This window comes from Thioclava sp. NS-SX20 (genome assembly GCF_057380695.1).
The window spans coordinates 162501-181586 of the sequence record NZ_JBXXRY010000002.1; the positions used below are offsets into that span (position 1 = coordinate 162501).

A 19086-nucleotide genomic window follows, 5' to 3' on the forward strand; every position below is an offset into this window, starting at 1 on the left:
GTGGTGCCCGGCACCGTTTCGGGATAGCCCGCCAGCAGAAGCGACATACGCGCGACATTGCGGTTATCCTCGCCCGCCTGATTGGCGCAGCCAAAGATCACCTCGTCGATCTGCGCGAGATCAAGCGACGGGTTGCGCTCCGCCAACGCCTTCAGCGGGATCGCCCCCAGATCATCGGCACGGACGCTCGACAAGGCCCCACCAAAACGGCCAATCGGCGTGCGGATATAGTCGCAGATATAGACTTCGGTCATCACAGGCCCTCCGGCACGGTCATCTCGCCTACCGAGCCGTCGACATGCAGCGTCGCCCCCGTATAGGATTGCAGCTCTTCCATCGACATGGCGGCCAGTTTCTCGCGCAGGACAAACTTGCCGTCGACAATGTCCACCACGCAAAGCGAGGTATAGACGCGGGTCACACAGCCCAAGCCCGTCAGCGGGAAGGTGCAGGCCTCAACGAGCTTCGGCTTGCCATCCTTGGTGACGTGATCGGTCACCACCGCCACACGTTTGGCGCCATGCACCAGATCCATCGCGCCGCCTACCGCAGGCACGCCCTTGGACCCCACCCGCCAATTCGCCAGATCGCCGTTTTGGGCGACCTGATAAGCGCCCAGCACCGCCAGATCCAGATGGCCGCCACGGACCATCGAGAAGCTGTCCGCATGGTGGAAAAACGCGGCACCGGGGTTCAGGGTGATCGCCTTCTTGCCGGCATTGATCAGATCCCAATCCTCCTCACCGGCGGGCGGGGCCTCGCCAAAGCCCAGAACGCCGTTCTCGGTGTGATAGATCACATCGCGGCCTTCGGGTTGGAACTTGGCGATCATCTCGGGGAAGCCGATGCCGAGGTTCACATAGGAACCGTCCTCGATGTCCTGCGCCGCGCGCCATGCGATTTGCGCGTTGGAAAGTTTCATATCAAGCATCAGTAGACCACTCCCGTCCGGACAAGGACTTCTTCCTGTTGCGGGTCTTTCACCTCGACCAAGGCATCGACGAAAATGCCGGGGGTGATGACTTCCTGCGGGTCGATCCCGCCCGGCTCGATCAGGCTCGAGACCTGCGCGATGGTGCGGTTGGCGGCCATCGCCATCAGCGGGTTGAAGTTCCGCCCTGCCATCCGATAGGTCATATTGCCCATCTTATCGCCGATATGGCCCTTGATCAGCGCGAAATCGGCCTTCAGCCAGCGTTCCTGCACATAGGATTTACCCTCGAATTCCTCGACGGGCTTGCCCTCGGCCAGCTCGGTCCCGAAAGAGGTCGGCGTGTAGAAGGCGGGGATGCCCGCACCTGCGGCACGGATACGCTCGGCCAGCGTGCCCTGCGGCACCAGTTCCAGCGCGATCTCGCCCGCGAGATATTTCTCGTTGAAGGCTTCGGCATTCGACGAGCGCGGGAAAGAGCAGATCATCTTGCCCACCATGCCCGCCTTGATCATCGCCGCGATCCCGATGGACCCGTTACCGGCGTTGTTATTGACCACAGTCAGGTTTTTTGGGCTGCCGGTCGCGCGGAACCGGTCGATCAATGCGTGGATCAGCTCGATCGGTGCCCCCGACCCGCCAAAGCCCCCGATCATCAGCACGCAACCGTCGGGAATATCCGCGACGGCTGCGGCCACAGACGAAACAGTCTTGTCCATGTAAGTCCTCCTAATTGGGGCCGACATTACGCTTGCGGATGTGACCGGAGAAGCCATATTGTTCGCATATTGATCTTTGTTCATATAGACGAAAAGGGCGTTCGCATGTTGAACAAACCGACCGATCATATCGGGTCACTGGCCAAGGCGTTGAAGGTGATGGAGTGCTTTGGTGCCGAGACGCCGCGCCTTGCCATCACCGATGTGGCCGCCCGCACAGGGTTTGACCGCGCCACCGCGCGGCGCTGCCTTCTGACGCTGTATCACGAGGGCTATGCCGAATATGACGGCAAGTTCTTCAGCCTGACGCCCCGCGTTTTACGGCTGGGGATGGGGGCGCTGGCCTCGATGCCGCTGGCGCAGGTGGTGCAGCCCTGGCTCGACCAGCTGTCAGAGCAGATCGGGCAATCCTGTTCGGTGGCGATCCTTGACGAGACCGAAATCGTCTATCTGGCGCGAGCGGCGCAGCGGCGGGTGATGTCCATCGGACTGATGCCCGGATCGCGGCTGCCGGCGCATTGCACCTCGATGGGGCGGGTGCTGCTGGCGGCGTTGCCCGAGCCCGATGCCCGCGCACGGATTGAGGCCTCCGATCTCAGCCCGCGCAGCCCGCAAAGCCTGACCGATCCCGACGAGATCATGGGCGTGATCGCGCAGGTCCGCGCGCAGGGCTATGCCACCATCGATCAGGAGGTCGAGCCTGGCTTGCGCTCTTTGGCCGTGCCGATCCTTGATGCGCGCGGCAGAACCGTTGCCGCGCTGAACACCGGCTTTGCCGCCCTGCACCACGATATCGACGAGGCGCGCGCCGAATATCTGCCTGCCCTGTTGAAGGTGCAGGCAGGGCTGCGCCGGATGATCTGACCGGACCACAACCCTAAGAAGAAATTCCTTGGTCGGCAGGAGGGGCTGTGAGACACTGGGCCTCCGCTCAAGGAGGCCGCGATGCGCCCTTTCGCTCTGGTCATGCTCTGCCTGTGTCTGGCCACCCCTGTCGGGGCCGGACCGTGGATGCGTGAGAAAGGCACCGCTTTCCTGTCTTTCGGTCAGGAGACCGGACAGGAGACCGAGACATGGACCAGCCTCTATGCCGAATACGGGCTTTCGGCACGGAGCACCCTGATTGTCGATCTCGGGCGGGGCGACCGGTCCGAAGACTACTGGATCGGCTGGCAGACGCCGGTTTTTCCCGACACATGGTCGCAGAAGCTGACCATGACCGGCTGGGTCGGAACCCGCAAACTGGATGGCGAGAGTGTCGCCATGTACGGGCTGGGCGCGAATTGGGGCATGTCCGTGCAAGACCCGCTCTGGCACAGGCCGGGCTGGCTGAGCGCCGAACTGCGCCACCTGCAGGCACCGCAAAGCGTGCGCTATGATCCGGCAGCAGAGGGCATCGACCCGATGACCCTGCCGGACCCGAGCCACCTGCCCAGCAAAAGCTTCACCAAACTGGACCTGACGGCGGGCCTGCATCTGCGCGAGGACCTGATGGTCTTTACCCAGTTACAGCTTTACAAACCCGATAATGACGGCCTGTCCCGCAGCCTCACCGCCTCTGTCGTCAAGGAGTTCGCGTGGGCGCAGCTGCAACTGGGCGTCTCCGCCCCGCTAGAAGCGGAACGGCAGCCGCGCGTGAAACTGGGACTATGGTTCGAATTCTAGGACTGGATTTCAACCGGCCCGCCCCCTAGATGCGCCTTATGAGCCCGATAACGATCCTGATTCTCGGCGCTGCCGTCTGGCCCGACGGGCAAGCCTCTCCCGCCCTGCACCGGCGGGTCATGCAGGCGCTGACGCTTTGGCAGGCGGGGCAGGCCCAGCGGATCATCTGCTGTGGCGGGCTTGGCCGCCACGCCCCGAGCGAGGCCGAAGTCATGGCACGGATCCTGATCCGGCACGGCGTTGCGCCAGACCGTCTGGTGCTGGAGGACCGCTCGACCGATACGATCCAGAATATCACCAATGCCAAAGCCCTCTGCCCCGATCTGGCACAGGGGGGCGTGATCCTTGTCACCGACCGCTATCACGGCTTTCGCGCCAGACTGATTGCACGGGCCTTGGGGCTGGAGGCCAGCATCAGCAGCCCCGACCACCGCACAATGCGCCGGCATCGCTATGCCCGCGCCTGGATGCGCGACCGTCTGGCGCTTCTGAAAACCGGCCTCTGGATCATGCGCCACAAGATCAGGACGCGATATTGAGCTCTTCCAGCAGGGCGGAAATCTCGTCCCATGCGGGACTGCGCTTGGCTTCCACGACAGACAGCCCCTGCCCGAGTGTTTCGGCATAGACCACGCGATTGGCCAGCGTGGAGGTCATCAGTTGCGCCTCGAGCTCTGCCGCAGCCTGCGCCACTTCCTGTCCCAGACGCGTGTTGCTTTTGACGCGATTGAGAAGGATGCGCGGGCTTTTGTTACAGCGCCGCGCCAGATCAAGGACCCCTTCGGTGGCCCAGAGATCGACATGGCTGCCTGCCACCGGAACGATGATCTCGTCGGCTTCACGCAGGGCCGGACGCAGATCGCTATCCACTTTGGGCGGCGTATCGACGATCACCACATCGAAATCGCGTTTCAGCTTTTCACATTCATAGCTGACGCCCCAGGACGACGAGGTGCCAAACCCGACCCCCGGATCGTCCAGCGCGTCGCGCCGCGTCATGAACCAGCGGCCTAAAGACCCCTGCGGATCGGTGTCGAGAAGCGCGACACTATAGCCTGCCCGCACCAAGCCTATGGCCAGATTGACCGCGACGGTGGTCTTACCCGCACCACCTTTTTGTTGAGCAACCGTAATGACTTTTCCCAAAACAATCCTCCCCCTGGCTCTCGACGGGGATCGACCCGCAACGAGATGTGCCTTGCAATTCTAGGTTATGTCCGGGCGGATAACAGTTGCAATCGGGAAAGGCACAGACTGCGGACACAACAGTCTTATGCGCATGAAAAAAGCCGGAAAGCATCGCTTTCCGGCTTTTCCCATGAAATCAGTCAGACTGATTAGTCAGCCGCAGCAACTGCGATACCGACCAGCAGCAGAACCGGGATCAGGATCGCTGCGTTCGAGGACGAGCCTTGCTCGACGACGACCGGCTCCGGCTCAACGACCGGTGCGGTGTAACCGCCTGCGAAAGCGGACGAAGCCGAGAGACCGGCGACGAGTGCGAGGGTAGCGAGTTTTTTCATAGTAATCTCCGTCATTACCGTAGAGTGCCGCCAAACATGCAGCATCGAACGCGACGATTACACAGGCTCACGAAATTGCAAAGGGGGAATCTCAAGCTTTGCGCGCGTGACTGTGATATGTGTTGCACTTTGGCACGGTTTTTTAAGCTTTATGGCAACAGCGCCCTTTATACATGGGGGCAAACAGCTTCAGTAAATTGCATAGGTCCATGAAAATCAGAAATTTTCCGCGAATCACGGAACCTTATGCCCGGGGTCTGCGTAATCAGATTTGCCCTGCGCCCGGCGCCTGTCTTACGGGCCGGAAGCCAGTGCGGGAGCGAGAGCGGGAGCGGGCCCCGATCCGGCATGGCATGCCTGCAAAACGACTCAGTGACGCCTGCGGAAAAGCAGGAGCATCACGAAAATAAGAGCACTCCCCACCACGATCGACGGCCCCGCAGGCGTGTCCCAGCGTAGCGAGCCGAAAATACCCGCCGCCACCGAAGCCATTCCGATCAGCGTGGCACTAACCGCCATCGCCTCGGGACTGCGCGCCACCTGACGCGCCGCCGCCGCAGGGACGATCAACAGCGCCGCAATCAGCAAGGCTCCGACGATCTTGATTGCCACGGCCACCGTCAGCGCCAGCGCCACCGTCAGCACAAGCTGTTCGCGCCGCCCGTCGATTCCGGCAGATTTCGCCAGCGCCTCGCTGACGGTCGCGGTCAGCAGATTCTGCCAGCGCCAGACCAGAAGCGCCAGCACAACCAGCCCACCAAGCCAGATGATCGCAAGATCCATGCGCGACACGGCCAGAATATCCCCGAAAAGCCATGCGGAAAGATCCACCCGCAGCCCGCCGATAAACGAGGCCGCCACCAGACCGATGGCCAGCGCCGCATGGGCCAGCACGCCCAGCACGGTATCCGCCGCATATCCGCGACCGGACAGATGCGCCACGGTCAGCGCCATCAGCAGCGCCACCCCCAGCGTTCCGGCATAGACCGAAACCCCGAAGCCCAGACTGATCGCAACGCCCAGAATGGCCGCATGCGAGGTCGCATCCCCGAAATAGGCCATACGCCGCCAGACCACGAAAGCCCCCAAAGGACCGGTGGCCAGACACAGCCCCACCCCCGCCAGCAACGAGCGCAGAAGGAAATCATCGAAAAGCGCCATCATAACGGTGCAGTATCCTTGGTTGAGCTTGCGCCGTGATCATGGGCAAGGCAGGCTCCGCTTTGCGGATCGTGGCTATGGTCGTGATGGTGCTGGTAAAGCGCAAAGGCACCGCCCGTCCCGATACCGAACAACGCCCGGTATTCCGGTGCCTCGGACACAATCGCGGGGGTGCCCTCGCAGCAGATATGACCGTTCAGGCAGATCACCCGATCCGACGAGGACATCACCACATGCAGATCGTGGCTGACCATAAGAACCGCACAGCCGGTTTCGGCACGCACCTCCTCGATCAGCAGATAGAAGGCCGCCGTACCCGGCTGGTCCAGCCCCTGTGTCGGCTCGTCCAGAATCAGCACATCCGGCTTGGCCAGAAGCGCGCGCGCCAGAAGCACGCGCTGCAACTGCCCGCCGGATAGCCCCGACAGCGGGCGGGACTCGATTCCCTCAACCCCGACACGCGCCAGAACGGCCCGCGCCGCCGCATCGCTGACCCGCTTGGGCAGGGACAGGAAGCGCCGCACACTCAGCGGTAGCGTCGCATCGATATGCAGCTTTTGCGGCACGTAGCCGATCACCAGACCGGCCGCTTTCTGAACGCGCCCCGTCGCCAATGTTTCCAGCCCGATCAGGGCCTTGATCAGCGTCGACTTCCCCGACCCGTTCGGCCCGACAACCGTCACGATCTCTTTGGGCCGGATGTCGAAATGAACCGAATGCAGAACGAAATCATCGCCGTGTTTCACACCGAGATTCTGCGCCGAAAGCAGGCTGTCAGACATCTTTCGTGGTCTCTTTCTCGGGCTTTTGCGCACAGCGCGGGCAAAGGCCCACGGCTTCGATGCTGGCGCGATCCACCCTGAAACCCACCCCCAGCGCGGATTTGTCCAGTTCGGCGCGCACGGCGGCTCCGGGCGCTTCGGCCACGGCATCGCACGTCTCGCAGATCAGGAAAACCGGCGCATGGTCCTCGCCCGCATGTAGACAGGCGATAAAGGCGTTCAGCCTGCGGATCCGGTGCACCAGCCCGCAATCGACCAGAAAATCCAGCGCGCGATAGGCCACGGGGGGCTGTTTGCCAAAGCCCTCCTCCGCCAGCCGTTCGAGCACCTCATAGGCCCCCATCGCGCGATGTTCCTCAAGCAGGATCTCCAGAACGCGGCGGCGCACCGGCGTCAGCCGCAGCTTTTGCGCCGCGATCACGCCTTCGGCGCGCGACATAGCATGGCCCGCGCAATGGGTGTGATCATGCGCCTCGAAGGCACTGACGCTCTCTTTTGAAACCTGCGGCATGTTATAGCATCACAACTCTGCTTGACTTGTTATTCTATTACATAAACAAAAGCACATTTGAAAACAAGTTCGTCCCGAAAGGAAACCACATGTCCCGTCTGCCGCTTCGTCTGGCCGCGACCATCGGTGCATTTGCCGCCCTGCCCGCCTTGGCACAAGCCGACATTCCCAGCGTCGTCACCGGCACGCCGGTCGTGCAATCCTTGGTCCAACAGGTGATGGGCAACCTCGGGGATGCGAAGGTGCTTCTGGATAAAGGGGCCGACCCGCATAGCTTCCAGCTGCGCCCCAGTCAGGCCCGCAGCCTGCAAGATGCCGATCTTGTGTTCTGGATCGGACCGGAGCTGACGCCGTGGCTTGATCGCGCGATCGACACGCTCAACAACTCGACCGCGATTTCGCTGCTGCATGCCGACGGCACGATCCGGCAGGATTTCCACACGCCGGAACTGGTGGAGGATGAGGACGGGCATGATCATGACCACGAGGCGCACGCCGATAGCGATCATGATCACGAGGACCATGATGACGGGCATGACCACGAGGATCATGACGAACATCACCACCATGACGGCCTTGATCCCCATGCATGGCTCAATCCGCAAAACGCCGAAATCTGGCTGCAGGTGATTGCCAAGGCACTGGCCGAAAAAGACCCTGAACATGCGGACACCTATGCCGCCAATGCCGATGCCGCGATTGCCAGGATCAAGGATCTTGATGCCGGTCTGGCAAAACAGCTTGCCCCGGCGCAAGGCAAACCCTTCGTCGTCTTCCACGCCGCCTATGGCTATCTGGCCGACCATTACGGGCTGGAGATCGCCGGCAGCGTCAGCGCGGGCGATGCCGCAGCGCCCGGTGCGGCACATCTGGAAGACTTGCATCAGGCGCTCGGGGCCGATCACGTCATCTGCGCCTTCCCCGAGGCCCAGCACGACCCCAAACAGATCAAGATCCTGCTGGAGGGCACGGAGGTCAAACTTGGCGGCGCGCTGGACCCGTCGGGGAGCACGCTCGACTACGGCCCCGATCTTTACGCGACGCTGCTGTCGGGGCTGACCAAGACCCTCAGCGACTGTCTGACACAGGACTAATCCCTTGCCCCCGCGTCCGGCACATGATTTCTAGGGCTGGATAATGGAGGACAGGATGACAACATGGCTGGCGGGCGCCGTGGATGGCGCCCGACTTTTTCTCTGGGACGAGCAGGCCGATTCCCCGCGTCACATCGCGCTGGAAGGCGCGGATGCGCAGACCCTCATGGCGCGCGAACTTGCCACCACCGGCGCCGAACGGGCTGTGCTGGCGGCAGCAGATGGGCCTGCACGCCACATTCCCTGCAAGGCCACCGCCACCACGGAGGGTCCGGCCCAGCAGATCCGGCTTCTGCCGAAGCTGGTACAAAACCATCCCCCCGTCACCGCCCACCCGCGCGAAGTGGCCCTGATCGCAGGGCTTCTAAAGGCACAGCCGCAATTCGACGGGGTCATCGCCATGACCGGCGAGACCACGTTATGGGCACAGATTTCTGCCGAAGAGGTGGTCTCGGTCACCCGCAGCGCCACGGGGCGGCTGTTTGCGGCATTCGGTGGCGGCGCGCCGCTGCCCCCTGACGCCGAATTCGACGCCGCCCTGTCCGAAACCCGCGCCCGTCCCGAACGGCTGATGCGCGCTCTGGCCACCCCCGCCCTGTCCCGTCAGGCCCTTCTGGGCAGCCTGATCGGGGCCGAGCTTTCGGACACCCGCCCGTGGTGGCTGGGCCAACGCGTATTGACCTTCGGGCCTTTCGCGCAGGCACTCACCCATGCTCTGGCACAACAGGGGGCCGCCGCGACCGAGGGCGCGGCAGACCATGCCCTGCGCGCAGGGCTCCTTTCGGCCTTCGACTAACTGGAACCCCGCATGACCTCCCTTCCCCCGCTTTCGCGCATCCTGTCAGACAATGCCGCACAGCTTGGCCTGAGCCGACCTGCCGCGATGTGTCTGGGGGCAATCTGGCGCGCGGCACAGAATCCCTCGGCAGATGATCTGGTCACCCTTCTGGGCATTTCGCGCTCGAATGTCTCGACCGCCCTGAAGGAGCTGCGGGAAATCGGCTTGGTCCAGCAGGCCCGCAGCCCCGGCAGCCGGAAGGATTTCTATGTGGCGGATGCGGATCCCTGGGCCCTGCTGCGCAAGCTGATGATCGAGCGACAGCGCAAGACGTTCGAACCTCTGGCCGAGGCCTTTGCCGCCCATGCCACCGAAGACCCGCGACTGCCCGCGCTGGCCGAGATCTCGTCGCAACTCAACATCTGGCTGCGGCAACTGACGGCGCTCGACCCTGACAGCCTTGCGAAAGCCACCGCAGCCGATCCGACGAAGCTACTGAAAAAGAAGAAAAAGAAAGACTGACGCGCGGCCATACCGTCGCGCCATGCGCCAAGGCCCCGCCCTGCAGGGGCGCGCCATGCCACCGCAGGAAAAAGCCCGAAGCCGGTCTCATGGCTTCGGGCATGCTCTGTCCGGACTTAGCGTTCGGTCTGGATATCGAACCCCAGATGCTTGGCGACCGCGAAGATATCCTTGTCGCCGCGCCCGCACATATTCATCACGATGATATGGTCTTTGGGCAGGGTCGGCGCGATCTTCATGACATGCGCCAGCGCATGGCTGGGCTCGAGCGCAGGAATGATGCCTTCGGTACGGCAGGAGAACTGGAACGCCTCCAGCGCCTCTTTATCGGTGATCGAGACATAGTTCGCACGGCCCGTATCATGCAACCAGGCATGTTCCGGCCCGATACCGGGATAGTCCAGACCCGCCGAGATCGAATGGCCCTCAAGGATCTGGCCATCGGCATCTTGCAGAAGATAGGTGCGGTTGCCATGCAGCACCCCCGGACGCCCGCCGGTCAGCGAGGCGCAATGCTCCATCTTCTCGTTCACGCCGTGCCCGCCCGCCTCGACGCCGATGATATTCACCGATTTGTCGTTCAGGAACGGATAGAACAGCCCCATCGCATTCGACCCGCCGCCAAGGGCCGCCACCAGCGTATCGGGCAGACGGCCCTCGCCTTCCTGCTCGGCCAGCTGCCAGCGCACCTCCTTGCCGATGATCGACTGGAAATCGCGCACGATCATCGGGTAGGGATGCGGGCCAGCCGCCGTGCCGATGCAGTAGAACGTGTCGCGCACATTGGTCACCCAATCGCGCAGCGCTTCGTTCATGGCATCTTTCAGCGTGGCACGACCGGAGGTCGCGGGCACCACTTCGGCCCCCAGAAGACGCATGCGGAAGACGTTGGGCGCCTGACGCTCGACATCGGTCGCGCCCATATAGACCACGCATTTCAGACCGAATTTGGCACAAACCGTGGCCGTTGCCACACCATGCTGCCCCGCGCCGGTTTCCGCGATGATACGGGTCTTGCCCATGCGCTTGGCCAGCAGGATCTGGCCGATCACGTTATTGATCTTATGCGCGCCGGTATGGTTGAGCTCGTCGCGCTTGAGGTAGATCTTGGCACCGCCCAGCTCTTCGGTCATGCGGGGCGCGTAATATAACGGCGAGGGGCGGCCGACATAATGCTTCCACAGATCGTCCATCTCGGCCCAGAAGGTCGGGTCGACTTTGGCGCGCTCGTATTCCGCCTCCAGATCGAGGATCAGCGGCATCAGCGTTTCCGAGACGAAACGCCCGCCATAGATCCCGAACCGGCCATTATCGTCCGGCACATTCATGAAGCTGTTGATCAGATCGTCGGCCATGACCTTCTCCCTTATGTTTGCCCCCATGTAACCCTGCTGGGGGCGAAGATAAAGCGGGCGATTGCGCTTTTGCGTGATAACAGACGATCTGCCCCAAAAAACAGCGCGCCGGTAAAGCGATCCGTTCTTGCGCGCGGGGCGGGGAAGATCAGTGGCGCAACGCGTTGAAGGCCTTGCGATAGTGCGACGGCGACGTGTTCTCCCAGCGGCGGAACGCACGGACAAAGGCGCTGGGTTCGGAATAGCCCAGCTCTGCCGCGATATGCGAGATCGACAGGCGCGACCCTTCCAGATAGCGGCAGGCCTGTTCGCGGCGGGTCTCTTCGACCAGACGCGCGAAACTGGTGCCACATTCTTGCAGACGGCGCTGCAAGGTCCAGCGCGGCAGGCCCATCCGGTCCGACAGGCGGTCAAGATCCAGTTCCGCATCACGCAGATGCAGGCGGATCACCTCGGCCACCTCCTCGGTCAGGCTGGGGCCATTCTCGCGCAGGCTGAGGGCGCGCAGATTGCACAGCAAAAGCTGCTGCAGGGTGGCATCGGCCCCCGGCATGGCACGCACACCGTCTTCGCTGCGGAAAACCAGCGCATTGGCGGGGCGGCCAAAGCGCACCGGCGCGCCGAATGCAGCCTCTATTTCCTGACGCGAGCCGGTTTCGGGTTGTTCCAGTTCGATCAGTTCGGGCGTCCAGTCCGCCCCCGCCGCATGACGCAGAACGTTAGAGAACATGCCCAGCGTGACCAGCGCATCCTGATCGCGCAGATGCACACGCTCCGGCGCGATGCGATAGCTCATCCATGTCAGCCCGCCCTGCTGGCGACAGCCGGTCACGGTGCCTTGCTGGTGCCACGGGAAATAGGTCGCAAGATTTTGCGCCGCCGTGCCCAGATCCGGCGAATTTATGGCGATATAGCCGATCAGCCCCAGCATTTCCGGCGTGAACGCCTGCCCATAGGCCAGTCCGAAATTCACATCCCCCGAACGTTCGGCCCCCAGTTCCATCATGCGGCAGTAAAGGTCCAGATCCATCCGGCTCATGGGCTGGCTCGCCGTTTCCGGCGCAAAGCCCAATGTGCCGAAAAAACTGTCGGGGCAAAGCTTGTAACGGCGGATAAACCCGTCGATTCCGGTGGCCGCTGCGGCCAAAACCTGAGGTGTCGGAGCCTGCATCTGAATCCCTCCATATCGCGGACGGAATGAACCTTGGCTCAGGCTAGCGCAATCACGGCCATGCGCCCACACCTTATCTACAAGGCCGAAATACGACTAAAGTCCAAAAGTTAAACCGCTCGCCCAAATCTTGGGCAAGCGGCAATCTTTCCGGTCCGGACTTTGCAAGGGCGGCTTATTCGCCCGCCGTAGCCGTGGCCGTTTCCTTGCGGCGCAGCAGGGCGGCCGTGGTCGTGCCGAGGATCATCAGAACCGCGAAGATCACGAAGATCTCGAAGTTATAGATGATCATCGCCAGCATCGCGAGGCAGGCCAGACCCAGCGCGATGGCCGGCAGGATCGGGAACAGGGGGGCTTTCCACGGGCGGTCCAGATCGGGTTCGGTCTTGCGCAGACGGAACAGCGAGGCCATCGACATGATATACATCACCAGCGCGCCAAAGACGGCCATCGTCACGATGGTGGCGGTCAGCGACATGCCCGCAACCGAGATCAGGCTGTCGGAATAGATCGCGACGATGCCCACGATCCCGCCTGCAATGGTGGCCACATGCGGCGTATGGAAGCGCGGATGGACCTTCGAGAAGACCTCGGGCAGCAGACCGGCGCGCGACAGGGCGAACATCTGGCGGGCATAGCCCATGATGATGCCGTGGAAGGACGCGATCAGACCGAAAAGCCCCAGCCAGACCAGCATATGGGTCCAGCCGCTGCCTTCACCCACCACGCGGATCATCGCTTGCGGCAGCGGGTCGTTGAGGTTGGACAACTGCGACCAGTCGCCCGAGCCACCCGCCATGATCATTACGCCGAAGGCAAGGAAGACCAGCGTCAGGATGCCTGCGATATAGGCTTTCGGTACGGTGCGGCGCGGGTCTTTGGCCTCTTCGGCGGCCATAGCGACGCCTTCAATGGCAAGGAAGAACCAGATCGCAAAGGGGATCGCGGCAAAGATCCCACCAATCGCCACGGGCGAGAACGCGCTAGCGCCAGCCCAGCCGTTGGCTGCGAAATTGGTCACCGAGAACGCGGGCGCGACGACCCCCATGAAGACCAGCAGCTCGAAGACCGCCAGCAGCGTCACCAGCAACTCGAAGGTCGCCGCGATCTTCACCCCCGCGATGTTCAGCGCGATAAAGATGACATAGGCGCAAACGGCGGCCAGTTTCGGGTCCAGCCCCGGAAACTGCACATTGAGATAGGAGCCGATCGCCAGCGCGATAGCGGGCGGGGCAAAGAGAAACTCGATCAGCGTGGCAAAGCCCGCGATGGCCCCACCCGTGGGACCGAAGGCGCGGTTGGCATAGGCAAACGGCCCGCCTGCGCGCGGGATCGCGGTGGTCAGCTCGGTAAAGCTGAAGATGAAGGCGGTATACATGGCCGCCACGATGATCGTGGTGATCAGAAAGCCCAGCGTGCCCGCGCTTTCCCAGCCATAGCTCCAGCCGAAATATTCGCCCGAGATCACGAGGCCTACAGCGAGGCCCCAGAGATGGAAGGCGTTGAGGCTTTTTGACAGCCCTGCTTTGCCAGTTGACATGATGTTTTCCCTGTTTGGTTATTATGGACCCGTTCGGGCCTTAGTCCTTTGGTCGTTCTGGTAGTGGCATGATCTCGGAAGCCGCCAGACTGGGGGCTTCTTCCTTCAGCTTGGTGCCGGTCAGGCCCCGTCGGCGCGCCTCGCGCACCAGCCATGCCAGTTTGGAGGCCGCCTGAACCGGCGTTTGTCCCCCACTGAGATGGATATTCGACAGGCAGTTCCGGTCGCTATCGGGGCAACCGGGCTGCGGGTTATGGGTAAGGTAGATGCCAAGGCTGTCGGCCACGGTCAGTCCCGGACGCTCGCCAATCAGCACGGCCACCATGCGGGCGCCCAAGCCCTGCCCGATCTCGTCGCCCACGGCCACGCGGCCTTGGGTGACAATCGCCACAGGCGCGATGGACAGATCCGAAAGCGCCTTATGCGCGGCCCGCAAGGTCGCGCCCGCATGGGCCTGAACGGCCGCCGATGACAACCCGTCGCAGATCACAAAGGCCAGATCATAGCCGCCCCTCCGCAAGGCGCTGCGGCTTTCGTCGGACAGTTTGCGCCCCAGATCGGGGCGACGCAGATAGACCGACCGGTCTGCCGCCGCCGAGGCCAGCGCCAGCGTGTCAAAACCGGACAGCTCGTCCTGCAGAGCCGCCACATCCAAAGGCGCATGGACCGCATCGCGGGCACGCGCCGCATCCAGCCGGAAAGACGCCAGCGCAGAGGTCGGCAGCCCCGCACCTGACCGCCCCAGCCCGATACGGGCGCGGGTGGCTTGGCGAAGGCGGGCAAAGGGGTCGCGGGTCAGATCATCGCTCATGGGTCTACCTCACGCGCTCAGGGCCGGACGGGTCATCTCCGCCAGCAGCCGGTTGGGGGTGGATGCAATCCGGCCCGCCCTGTCGATGATGCCCTGCGCCTCAAGCCAGCTTTCGAATTCGGGCGCAGCCCTGAGCCCAAAGCTTTCGCGTAGGTAGAGGATATCGTGATAGGACAGCGACTGGTAATTCAGCATGATATCATCCGCCCCCGGCACGCCGATGAAATAGCGGCAGCCCGCATCGGACAGAAGCGTCAGCAACCCGTCCATATCATCCTGATCGGCATGCGAGTGGTTGGTGTAGCACACGTCGCACCCCATCGGCACGCCCATCAGCTTGGCGCAGAAATGGTCCTCAAGCCCCGCGCGGGTGATCTGCTTGCCATCAAACAGATATTCCGGCCCGATAAAGCCCACGACCGTATTCACCAGAAGCGGATCGAAGGCGCGCGCCACGGCATAGGCGCGGGTTTCCACCGTCTGCTGGTCCATGCCGAAATGCGCATCGGCTGACAGCGCCGCCCCCTGCCCCGTCTCGAAATACATCACATTCTGACCCATCGTTCCGCGCTTCAGCGAGAGCGCCGCATCCTGCGCCTCGGCCAGCACCGCCAGATCGACACCAAAGCCGCGATTGGCCTTTTCCGTGCCCGCGATCGACTGGAAGACCAGATCCAGAGGCGCGCCGCGATTGATGATCTCGATGGAATTGGTCACATGGGTCAGCACGCAGCTTTGCGTGGGGATCGCGTGACGCTCGCGCAGCTCATCCAGCAGATGGATCAGCGCCATCGCCTGCGGCACGTTATCGGTGGCGGGGTTGATGCCAATCATCGCATCGCCAATGCCGTAAAGCAGCCCGTCGATGATACTGGCCGCAACACCCGCCGGATCATCGGTCGGGTGGTTGGGTTGCAGGCGGCTTGAGACCGTCCCCGCCAGCCCCATTGTGGTGCGGAAAGCGGTAATCACCTCGATCTTGCGGGCCACAGAGATAAGGTCACGGTTGCGCATCAATTTAGAGACAGCGGCCACCATCTCGGGCGTCAGCCCCGGCGCCAGAGCCTTCAGCGCCGCGCCATCAGCCTCATTCGACAGTAGCCAGTCGCGGAACTGGCCCACCGTCATATGCGCCACCGGCGCGAAGGCTGCGCGGTCATGAGTGTCGCAGATCAGGCGGGTGACCTCGTCTTCCTCATAGGGCACAAGCTGTTCGGCCAGAAACTCGGTCAGCGGCAGATCGGCCAGCGCCATCTGCGCCGCCACCCGCGCGATCTCGCTTTCGGCAGCCACCCCTGCCAACTCGTCCCCCGAGCGCTGCGGACTGGCCGCGGCCAGAAGCGCGGTCAGGCTGTCGAAGCGGAAGGTTTCGGATCCGATCATATGGCGGTAGCTGGGCATAGGGCCTCCGGTAAGCGTCCGTTACAGATTACCCCATCCTGCCCCGCCAAGACTTGACCGCATATGACAATCGTCGGCCCGCCCCTGCCGCCTTCGGTCAAGTTTGCGCGCCTGTAGCAAAAGCACCGCTCGCGCCAGAATTGCGAGCATCGCGCAAACCATCCCCCGCCGCGCGAACCCCGACCGCTTGTTGGAAATCTTTCACAAAACCTCAGCATGAGTGTCACTTTGCCTCGCCATCTGCTGGCCCAAGCAGAGTTAAAGGAACATGACATGACCTCCCAATCCGTCACGCTGACGAATATCGGCAAGGGATTTGGCACAACGAAGGTGCTGAAGGGGATCGACCTCGACATTCAGGCGGGCGAGTTCCTGTCACTGGTAGGGATGTCGGGCTGTGGGAAATCGACGCTTTTGCGGATCATCGCGGGGCTGGAAACCGCCGATCAGGGGCGCGTCGCGATCAATGGCGCCGATATCACCGGCACCGATCCGACCGACCGCAATCTGGCGATGGTCTTCCAGTCCTATGCGCTTTATCCGCATATGTCGGTGCGCCAGAATATCGCCACGCCCCTGCGGATGCGTCGTCTGAAGCTGATCGACCGCCTGCCGCTGATCGGGCGCTTGACCGCCAATCGCGCTGTGCTGCGCGAGATCGACCATGCCGTGGAACAGGCCGCCGAGGTGCTGCAAATCTCGGCGCTTTTGGACCGTAAACCGGCGCAGCTTTCGGGCGGGCAACGCCAGCGAGTGGCACTTGCGCGGGCCTTGGTGCGCCAGCCTGCCGCCTTCCTGATGGACGAGCCGCTGTCGAACCTTGATGCCAAACTGCGCGCCCATATGCGTGACGAACTCGCCGCCCTGCACAAACGTCTTGGCGCGACCTTCATCTATGTCACCCATGATCAGGTCGAGGCGATGACCATGTCCGACCGCATCGCGCTGATGTCCGAGGGCCGGATCGAGCAATTAGGCACGCCCGATGAACTTTACCGCCGCCCCGCCAATCTGACGGTGGCGCGGTTTATCGGTGCGCCCACCATCAACCTGCTGCCCGCCGAAAGCCTGGCCGATGGCCGCTTGCGCCTGCTGGGCGAGGTTCTGGACATGCGTATCCGTCAGGCGGGGCCGGTGACCTTGGGGCTGCGCGCCGAGGATATCCATCTGGCGGCCACGGGGCTGTCTGCGCGCGTCTCGCGGATCGAGACCCATGGTGCCGACCGCTATGTGACCTGCTGTCTGCTGGCCGATGAGACGCTCTCGGTGACCCTGCGCCAAAGCGCTTCCCTACAGCGGCCCTCGGGGCATGTGCATCTGGGCTTTGCGCCCGAGGCGCTGCATGTCTTCGGCGCGGATGGCCAGCGCCTGACCCCTCGCCTCCGTCAGCAGGTGGTGGCATGAGCGTCCTAGACCTCGCCTACGCCCGCCCGCGCCGTAAACTCAACAAGGGGGTGCTTTTTGCCGCGCCTGCCGTTGTGCTCCTACTGGCGATCTATATCCTGCCGCTGATCACCTTGGCGGGGTTTTCGCTGACCGACTATCAGCTGGGCGCGATCCGCTGGAAGTTTGTGGGGCTGTCGAATTTCACCAAAGCCTTCCATGATCCGGTCTTCCTGCGCGCCTTCTGGAATACCGTGCTTTATGCAGCGATTGTTATTCCCTGCGGCATCTTTCTGGCGCTTGACGTGGCGCTTTTGGTGCATGGGCGCAAACGCACGCGGGGGCTGTGGGAGGTTGCCTATTTCCTACCCGTGACCGCCACGCTGGTTGCCATGGCCACCGTCTGGCAGTTCCTGCTGCATCCGACCCTTGGCCCCGTGAATGCCGTGATTACATGGCTGGGCTTTGACGCGGTGCAATTCCTTGGCACCCCATGGCTTTTGATCCCGACCATGGCGCTGATCGGCGTCTGGCAGGTGGTGGGCTTTAATATGGTGCTGTTTCTGGCAGGGCTGACCGCCATCCCGCAAGACCTGCATGAGGCCGCGCGTCTGGATGGCGCGAAATCCCCCATCGACCGGTTTTTCACCGTGACTTGGCCGATGCTGGGGCCGACGACGATGTTTGTCACCGTGACCACCTCGATTTCGGCCTTCAAGGTGTTTGAAACCGTGGCCGTGCTGACCAAGGGCCGCGCGGGGTCCGAGACGCTGCTATATGCGCTCTACCTCGAAGGGTTCGATTATTCCAACACGGGCTATGCGGCGGCGCTGACGCTGATCTTTCTCTGTGTCGTGCTGGTGCTTTCCATTGGCCAGACCCTCCACCTTGAAAAGAAGGTCCATTACTGATGCGCGCCTCGAAATACCTTCCCCATCTGGTGCTGGGCCTTGGCGCTATGGTGATGCTTCTGCCCTTCTACTGGATGGTGCTGACCGCAATCCGCTCGCCTTCCGAGATCTTCGATATCTCGCTCTGGCCGATCCCCAAGGAGTTCTCGGGCGGTGAGAACTTTCACCAAGCGGCAACCTCGGTGCCCATGGCGCGCTTCATGCTCAACGGGGTGATCGTCTGCGCGGGCATCCTGATCATGCAGGTGTTGACGGCTGTGCCCTGTGCCTATGCGCTGGCGAAGCTGCGCTTTCCGGGCCGTAAGATATTGCTGTCGGTCATTGTGGCGGCCCTTTGTGTGCCGATGCAGGCGCTGGCGCTGCCTTTGTTCGTGGGGCTGGCCAAAGCGCAGATGCTTAACACCTATTTCGCGATGATGGCGCCGTTCTTCCTGTCGGTCTTTGCGATCTTCCTCTTTCACCAGTCCTTCCGTTCCTATCCTGACGAGATCATCGAGGCCGCGCGTTTGGATGGCTTCTCCGAAATGGAAATCTGCTGGCGGTTGGTGCTGCGCGCCTCGCTGCCCTCGCTTGCGGCCTTCGCGGTGTTTTCCGTGGTCGCCCATTGGAACGACCTCTACTGGCCGATGATCGTGGTCAACCGCACCGAACTCGCGCCGCCGCCGCTTGGCATGCTGTTCTTTGCCGATGCCGAGACCGGCACCAATTACGGTGCGCTCATGGCCGGTGCCTGCCTGATCACCGCGCCCATGGTCGCCTGTTTCCTCCTTGCCCGCCGTCAATTCATTGCGGGCATCACTATGGCGGGCGTCAAATGACCCAGCCTGT

At 62.6% G+C, this 19086-nt stretch carries 22 protein-coding genes (1 of these 22 cut by a window edge); 9 read left to right on the forward strand and 13 right to left on the reverse strand.

Annotation, left to right across the window (positions count from 1 at the left end; all coding sequences use genetic code 11):
* The 3 genes in view from pcaF to AC2ISB_RS14420 are tightly spaced (each overlapping or abutting the next) and all read right to left on the reverse strand, a layout consistent with a single transcriptional unit that may run on beyond the window.
* Positions 1–254 carry the start of a 3-oxoadipyl-CoA thiolase gene (gene pcaF, locus AC2ISB_RS14410; protein ID WP_486577006.1) on the reverse strand. It extends 946 nt beyond the left edge of the window, so 254 of the gene's 1200 nt are visible here — the first part of the coding sequence; it begins with the start codon at positions 252–254; its stop codon lies beyond the left edge, outside the window.
* Positions 254–931: a 3-oxoacid CoA-transferase subunit B gene (locus AC2ISB_RS14415; protein WP_339109920.1), complete on the reverse strand. Its 678-nt coding sequence runs from the start codon at positions 929–931 to the stop codon at positions 254–256. The genes pcaF and AC2ISB_RS14415 overlap by 1 nt, the downstream gene beginning before the upstream one ends.
* Complete coding sequence (locus tag AC2ISB_RS14420) at positions 931–1650, reverse strand: 3-oxoacid CoA-transferase subunit A (protein WP_330629388.1); 720 nt, start codon at positions 1648–1650, stop codon at positions 931–933. Before AC2ISB_RS14420 ends, AC2ISB_RS14415 begins: the two co-directional genes overlap by 1 nt.
* 105 nt (positions 1651–1755) lie before the next feature.
* Between AC2ISB_RS14420 and AC2ISB_RS14425 the strand changes: the two genes are divergently transcribed.
* From AC2ISB_RS14425 to AC2ISB_RS14435, 3 genes are all read left to right on the forward strand, one after another.
* Positions 1756–2514 carry an IclR family transcriptional regulator domain-containing protein gene (locus tag AC2ISB_RS14425; protein ID WP_330629389.1) on the forward strand — a complete coding sequence of 253 codons (759 nt, stop codon included), beginning with the start codon at positions 1756–1758 and terminating at the stop codon, positions 2512–2514.
* Between the two features lie 81 nt (positions 2515–2595).
* The gene (locus AC2ISB_RS14430; protein ID WP_330629390.1) at positions 2596–3315 is read left to right on the forward strand and encodes a hypothetical protein; all 720 of its coding nucleotides are present in this window, start codon (positions 2596–2598) and stop codon (positions 3313–3315) included.
* A 38-nt stretch (positions 3316–3353) separates the two neighbouring features.
* Positions 3354–3854 carry a YdcF family protein gene (locus AC2ISB_RS14435; RefSeq protein ID WP_486577007.1) on the forward strand — a complete coding sequence of 167 codons (501 nt, stop codon included), beginning with the start codon at positions 3354–3356 and terminating at the stop codon, positions 3852–3854.
* Here AC2ISB_RS14435 and parA read toward each other — a convergent pair.
* The 5 genes from parA to AC2ISB_RS14460 all read right to left on the reverse strand — a co-directional run bounded on the left by parA (position 3838) and on the right by AC2ISB_RS14460 (position 7292).
* Positions 3838–4461, reverse strand: coding sequence for a ParA family partition ATPase (parA, locus tag AC2ISB_RS14440; protein ID WP_339109923.1), 624 nt, complete (start codon positions 4459–4461; stop codon positions 3838–3840). The genes AC2ISB_RS14435 and parA overlap by 17 nt on opposite strands.
* Positions 4462–4652: 191 nt before the next feature.
* Positions 4653–4838 (reverse strand): hypothetical protein, encoded by a 186-nt coding sequence (locus AC2ISB_RS14445; protein ID WP_330629393.1) that lies wholly within the window; start codon positions 4836–4838, stop codon positions 4653–4655.
* Between the two features lie 369 nt (positions 4839–5207).
* Entirely contained in the window at positions 5208–6002 is a 795-nt protein-coding gene (locus tag AC2ISB_RS14450) for a metal ABC transporter permease (protein ID WP_330629394.1), read from the reverse strand.
* Complete coding sequence (locus tag AC2ISB_RS14455) at positions 5999–6781, reverse strand: ATP-binding cassette domain-containing protein (RefSeq protein WP_341486136.1); 783 nt, start codon at positions 6779–6781, stop codon at positions 5999–6001. The genes AC2ISB_RS14450 and AC2ISB_RS14455 overlap by 4 nt, the downstream gene beginning before the upstream one ends.
* A complete protein-coding gene (locus tag AC2ISB_RS14460) occupies positions 6774–7292 on the reverse strand; it encodes a Fur family transcriptional regulator (protein WP_330629398.1) in 519 nt (172 codons plus the stop codon). Before AC2ISB_RS14460 ends, AC2ISB_RS14455 begins: the two co-directional genes overlap by 8 nt.
* An 89-nt stretch (positions 7293–7381) precedes the next feature.
* Between AC2ISB_RS14460 and AC2ISB_RS14465 the strand changes: the two genes are divergently transcribed.
* Genes AC2ISB_RS14465 through AC2ISB_RS14475 form a run of 3 tightly spaced genes read left to right on the forward strand, consistent with a single transcriptional unit; the run spans position 7382 to position 9686 of the window.
* Complete coding sequence (locus tag AC2ISB_RS14465) at positions 7382–8386, forward strand: zinc ABC transporter substrate-binding protein (RefSeq protein ID WP_339109924.1); 1005 nt, start codon at positions 7382–7384, stop codon at positions 8384–8386.
* A gap of 55 nt (positions 8387–8441) precedes the next feature.
* Entirely contained in the window at positions 8442–9182 is a 741-nt protein-coding gene (locus AC2ISB_RS14470; RefSeq protein ID WP_406721710.1) for a 2-dehydro-3-deoxygalactonokinase, read from the forward strand.
* A gap of 12 nt (positions 9183–9194) precedes the next feature.
* Complete coding sequence (locus tag AC2ISB_RS14475) at positions 9195–9686, forward strand: GbsR/MarR family transcriptional regulator (RefSeq protein WP_341486134.1); 492 nt, start codon at positions 9195–9197, stop codon at positions 9684–9686.
* Positions 9687–9802: 116 nt separating this feature from the next.
* On the opposite strand, the gene trpB is transcribed toward AC2ISB_RS14475, so the two are convergent.
* The 5 genes from trpB to AC2ISB_RS14500 all read right to left on the reverse strand — a co-directional run bounded on the left by trpB (position 9803) and on the right by AC2ISB_RS14500 (position 15964).
* Entirely contained in the window at positions 9803–11041 is a 1239-nt protein-coding gene (gene trpB / locus AC2ISB_RS14480) for a tryptophan synthase subunit beta (RefSeq protein ID WP_330629403.1), read from the reverse strand.
* A 148-nt stretch (positions 11042–11189) separates the two neighbouring features.
* On the reverse strand, positions 11190–12212 hold the full coding sequence (gene qhpR, locus AC2ISB_RS14485) for an AraC-like transcriptional regulator QhpR (RefSeq protein ID WP_486577009.1): 1023 nt from the start codon (positions 12210–12212) through the stop codon (positions 11190–11192).
* 175 nt (positions 12213–12387) lie between these two features.
* Positions 12388–13752: an ethanolamine permease gene (gene eat / locus AC2ISB_RS14490; protein ID WP_330629405.1), complete on the reverse strand. Its 1365-nt coding sequence runs from the start codon at positions 13750–13752 to the stop codon at positions 12388–12390.
* A gap of 40 nt (positions 13753–13792) precedes the next feature.
* A complete protein-coding gene (eutC, locus tag AC2ISB_RS14495; RefSeq protein ID WP_486577010.1) occupies positions 13793–14563 on the reverse strand; it encodes an ethanolamine ammonia-lyase subunit EutC in 771 nt (256 codons plus the stop codon).
* Between the two features lie 9 nt (positions 14564–14572).
* The gene (locus tag AC2ISB_RS14500) at positions 14573–15964 is read right to left on the reverse strand and encodes an ethanolamine ammonia-lyase subunit EutB (protein WP_486577011.1); all 1392 of its coding nucleotides are present in this window, start codon (positions 15962–15964) and stop codon (positions 14573–14575) included.
* Positions 15965–16237: 273 nt separating this feature from the next.
* Here AC2ISB_RS14500 and AC2ISB_RS14505 point away from each other — a divergent pair, with 273 nt between their 5' ends.
* Genes AC2ISB_RS14505 through AC2ISB_RS14515 form a run of 3 tightly spaced genes read left to right on the forward strand, consistent with a single transcriptional unit; the run spans position 16238 to position 19076 of the window.
* Positions 16238–17368 (forward strand): ABC transporter ATP-binding protein, encoded by a 1131-nt coding sequence (locus AC2ISB_RS14505; protein ID WP_486577012.1) that lies wholly within the window; start codon positions 16238–16240, stop codon positions 17366–17368.
* Positions 17365–18258, forward strand: a complete 894-nt coding sequence (locus tag AC2ISB_RS14510) for a carbohydrate ABC transporter permease (protein ID WP_486577013.1) — start codon at positions 17365–17367, stop codon at positions 18256–18258. Before AC2ISB_RS14505 ends, AC2ISB_RS14510 begins: the two co-directional genes overlap by 4 nt.
* Entirely contained in the window at positions 18258–19076 is an 819-nt protein-coding gene (locus AC2ISB_RS14515) for a carbohydrate ABC transporter permease (RefSeq protein ID WP_486577014.1), read from the forward strand. Before AC2ISB_RS14510 ends, AC2ISB_RS14515 begins: the two co-directional genes overlap by 1 nt.
* Positions 19077–19086 lie beyond the last annotated feature (10 nt).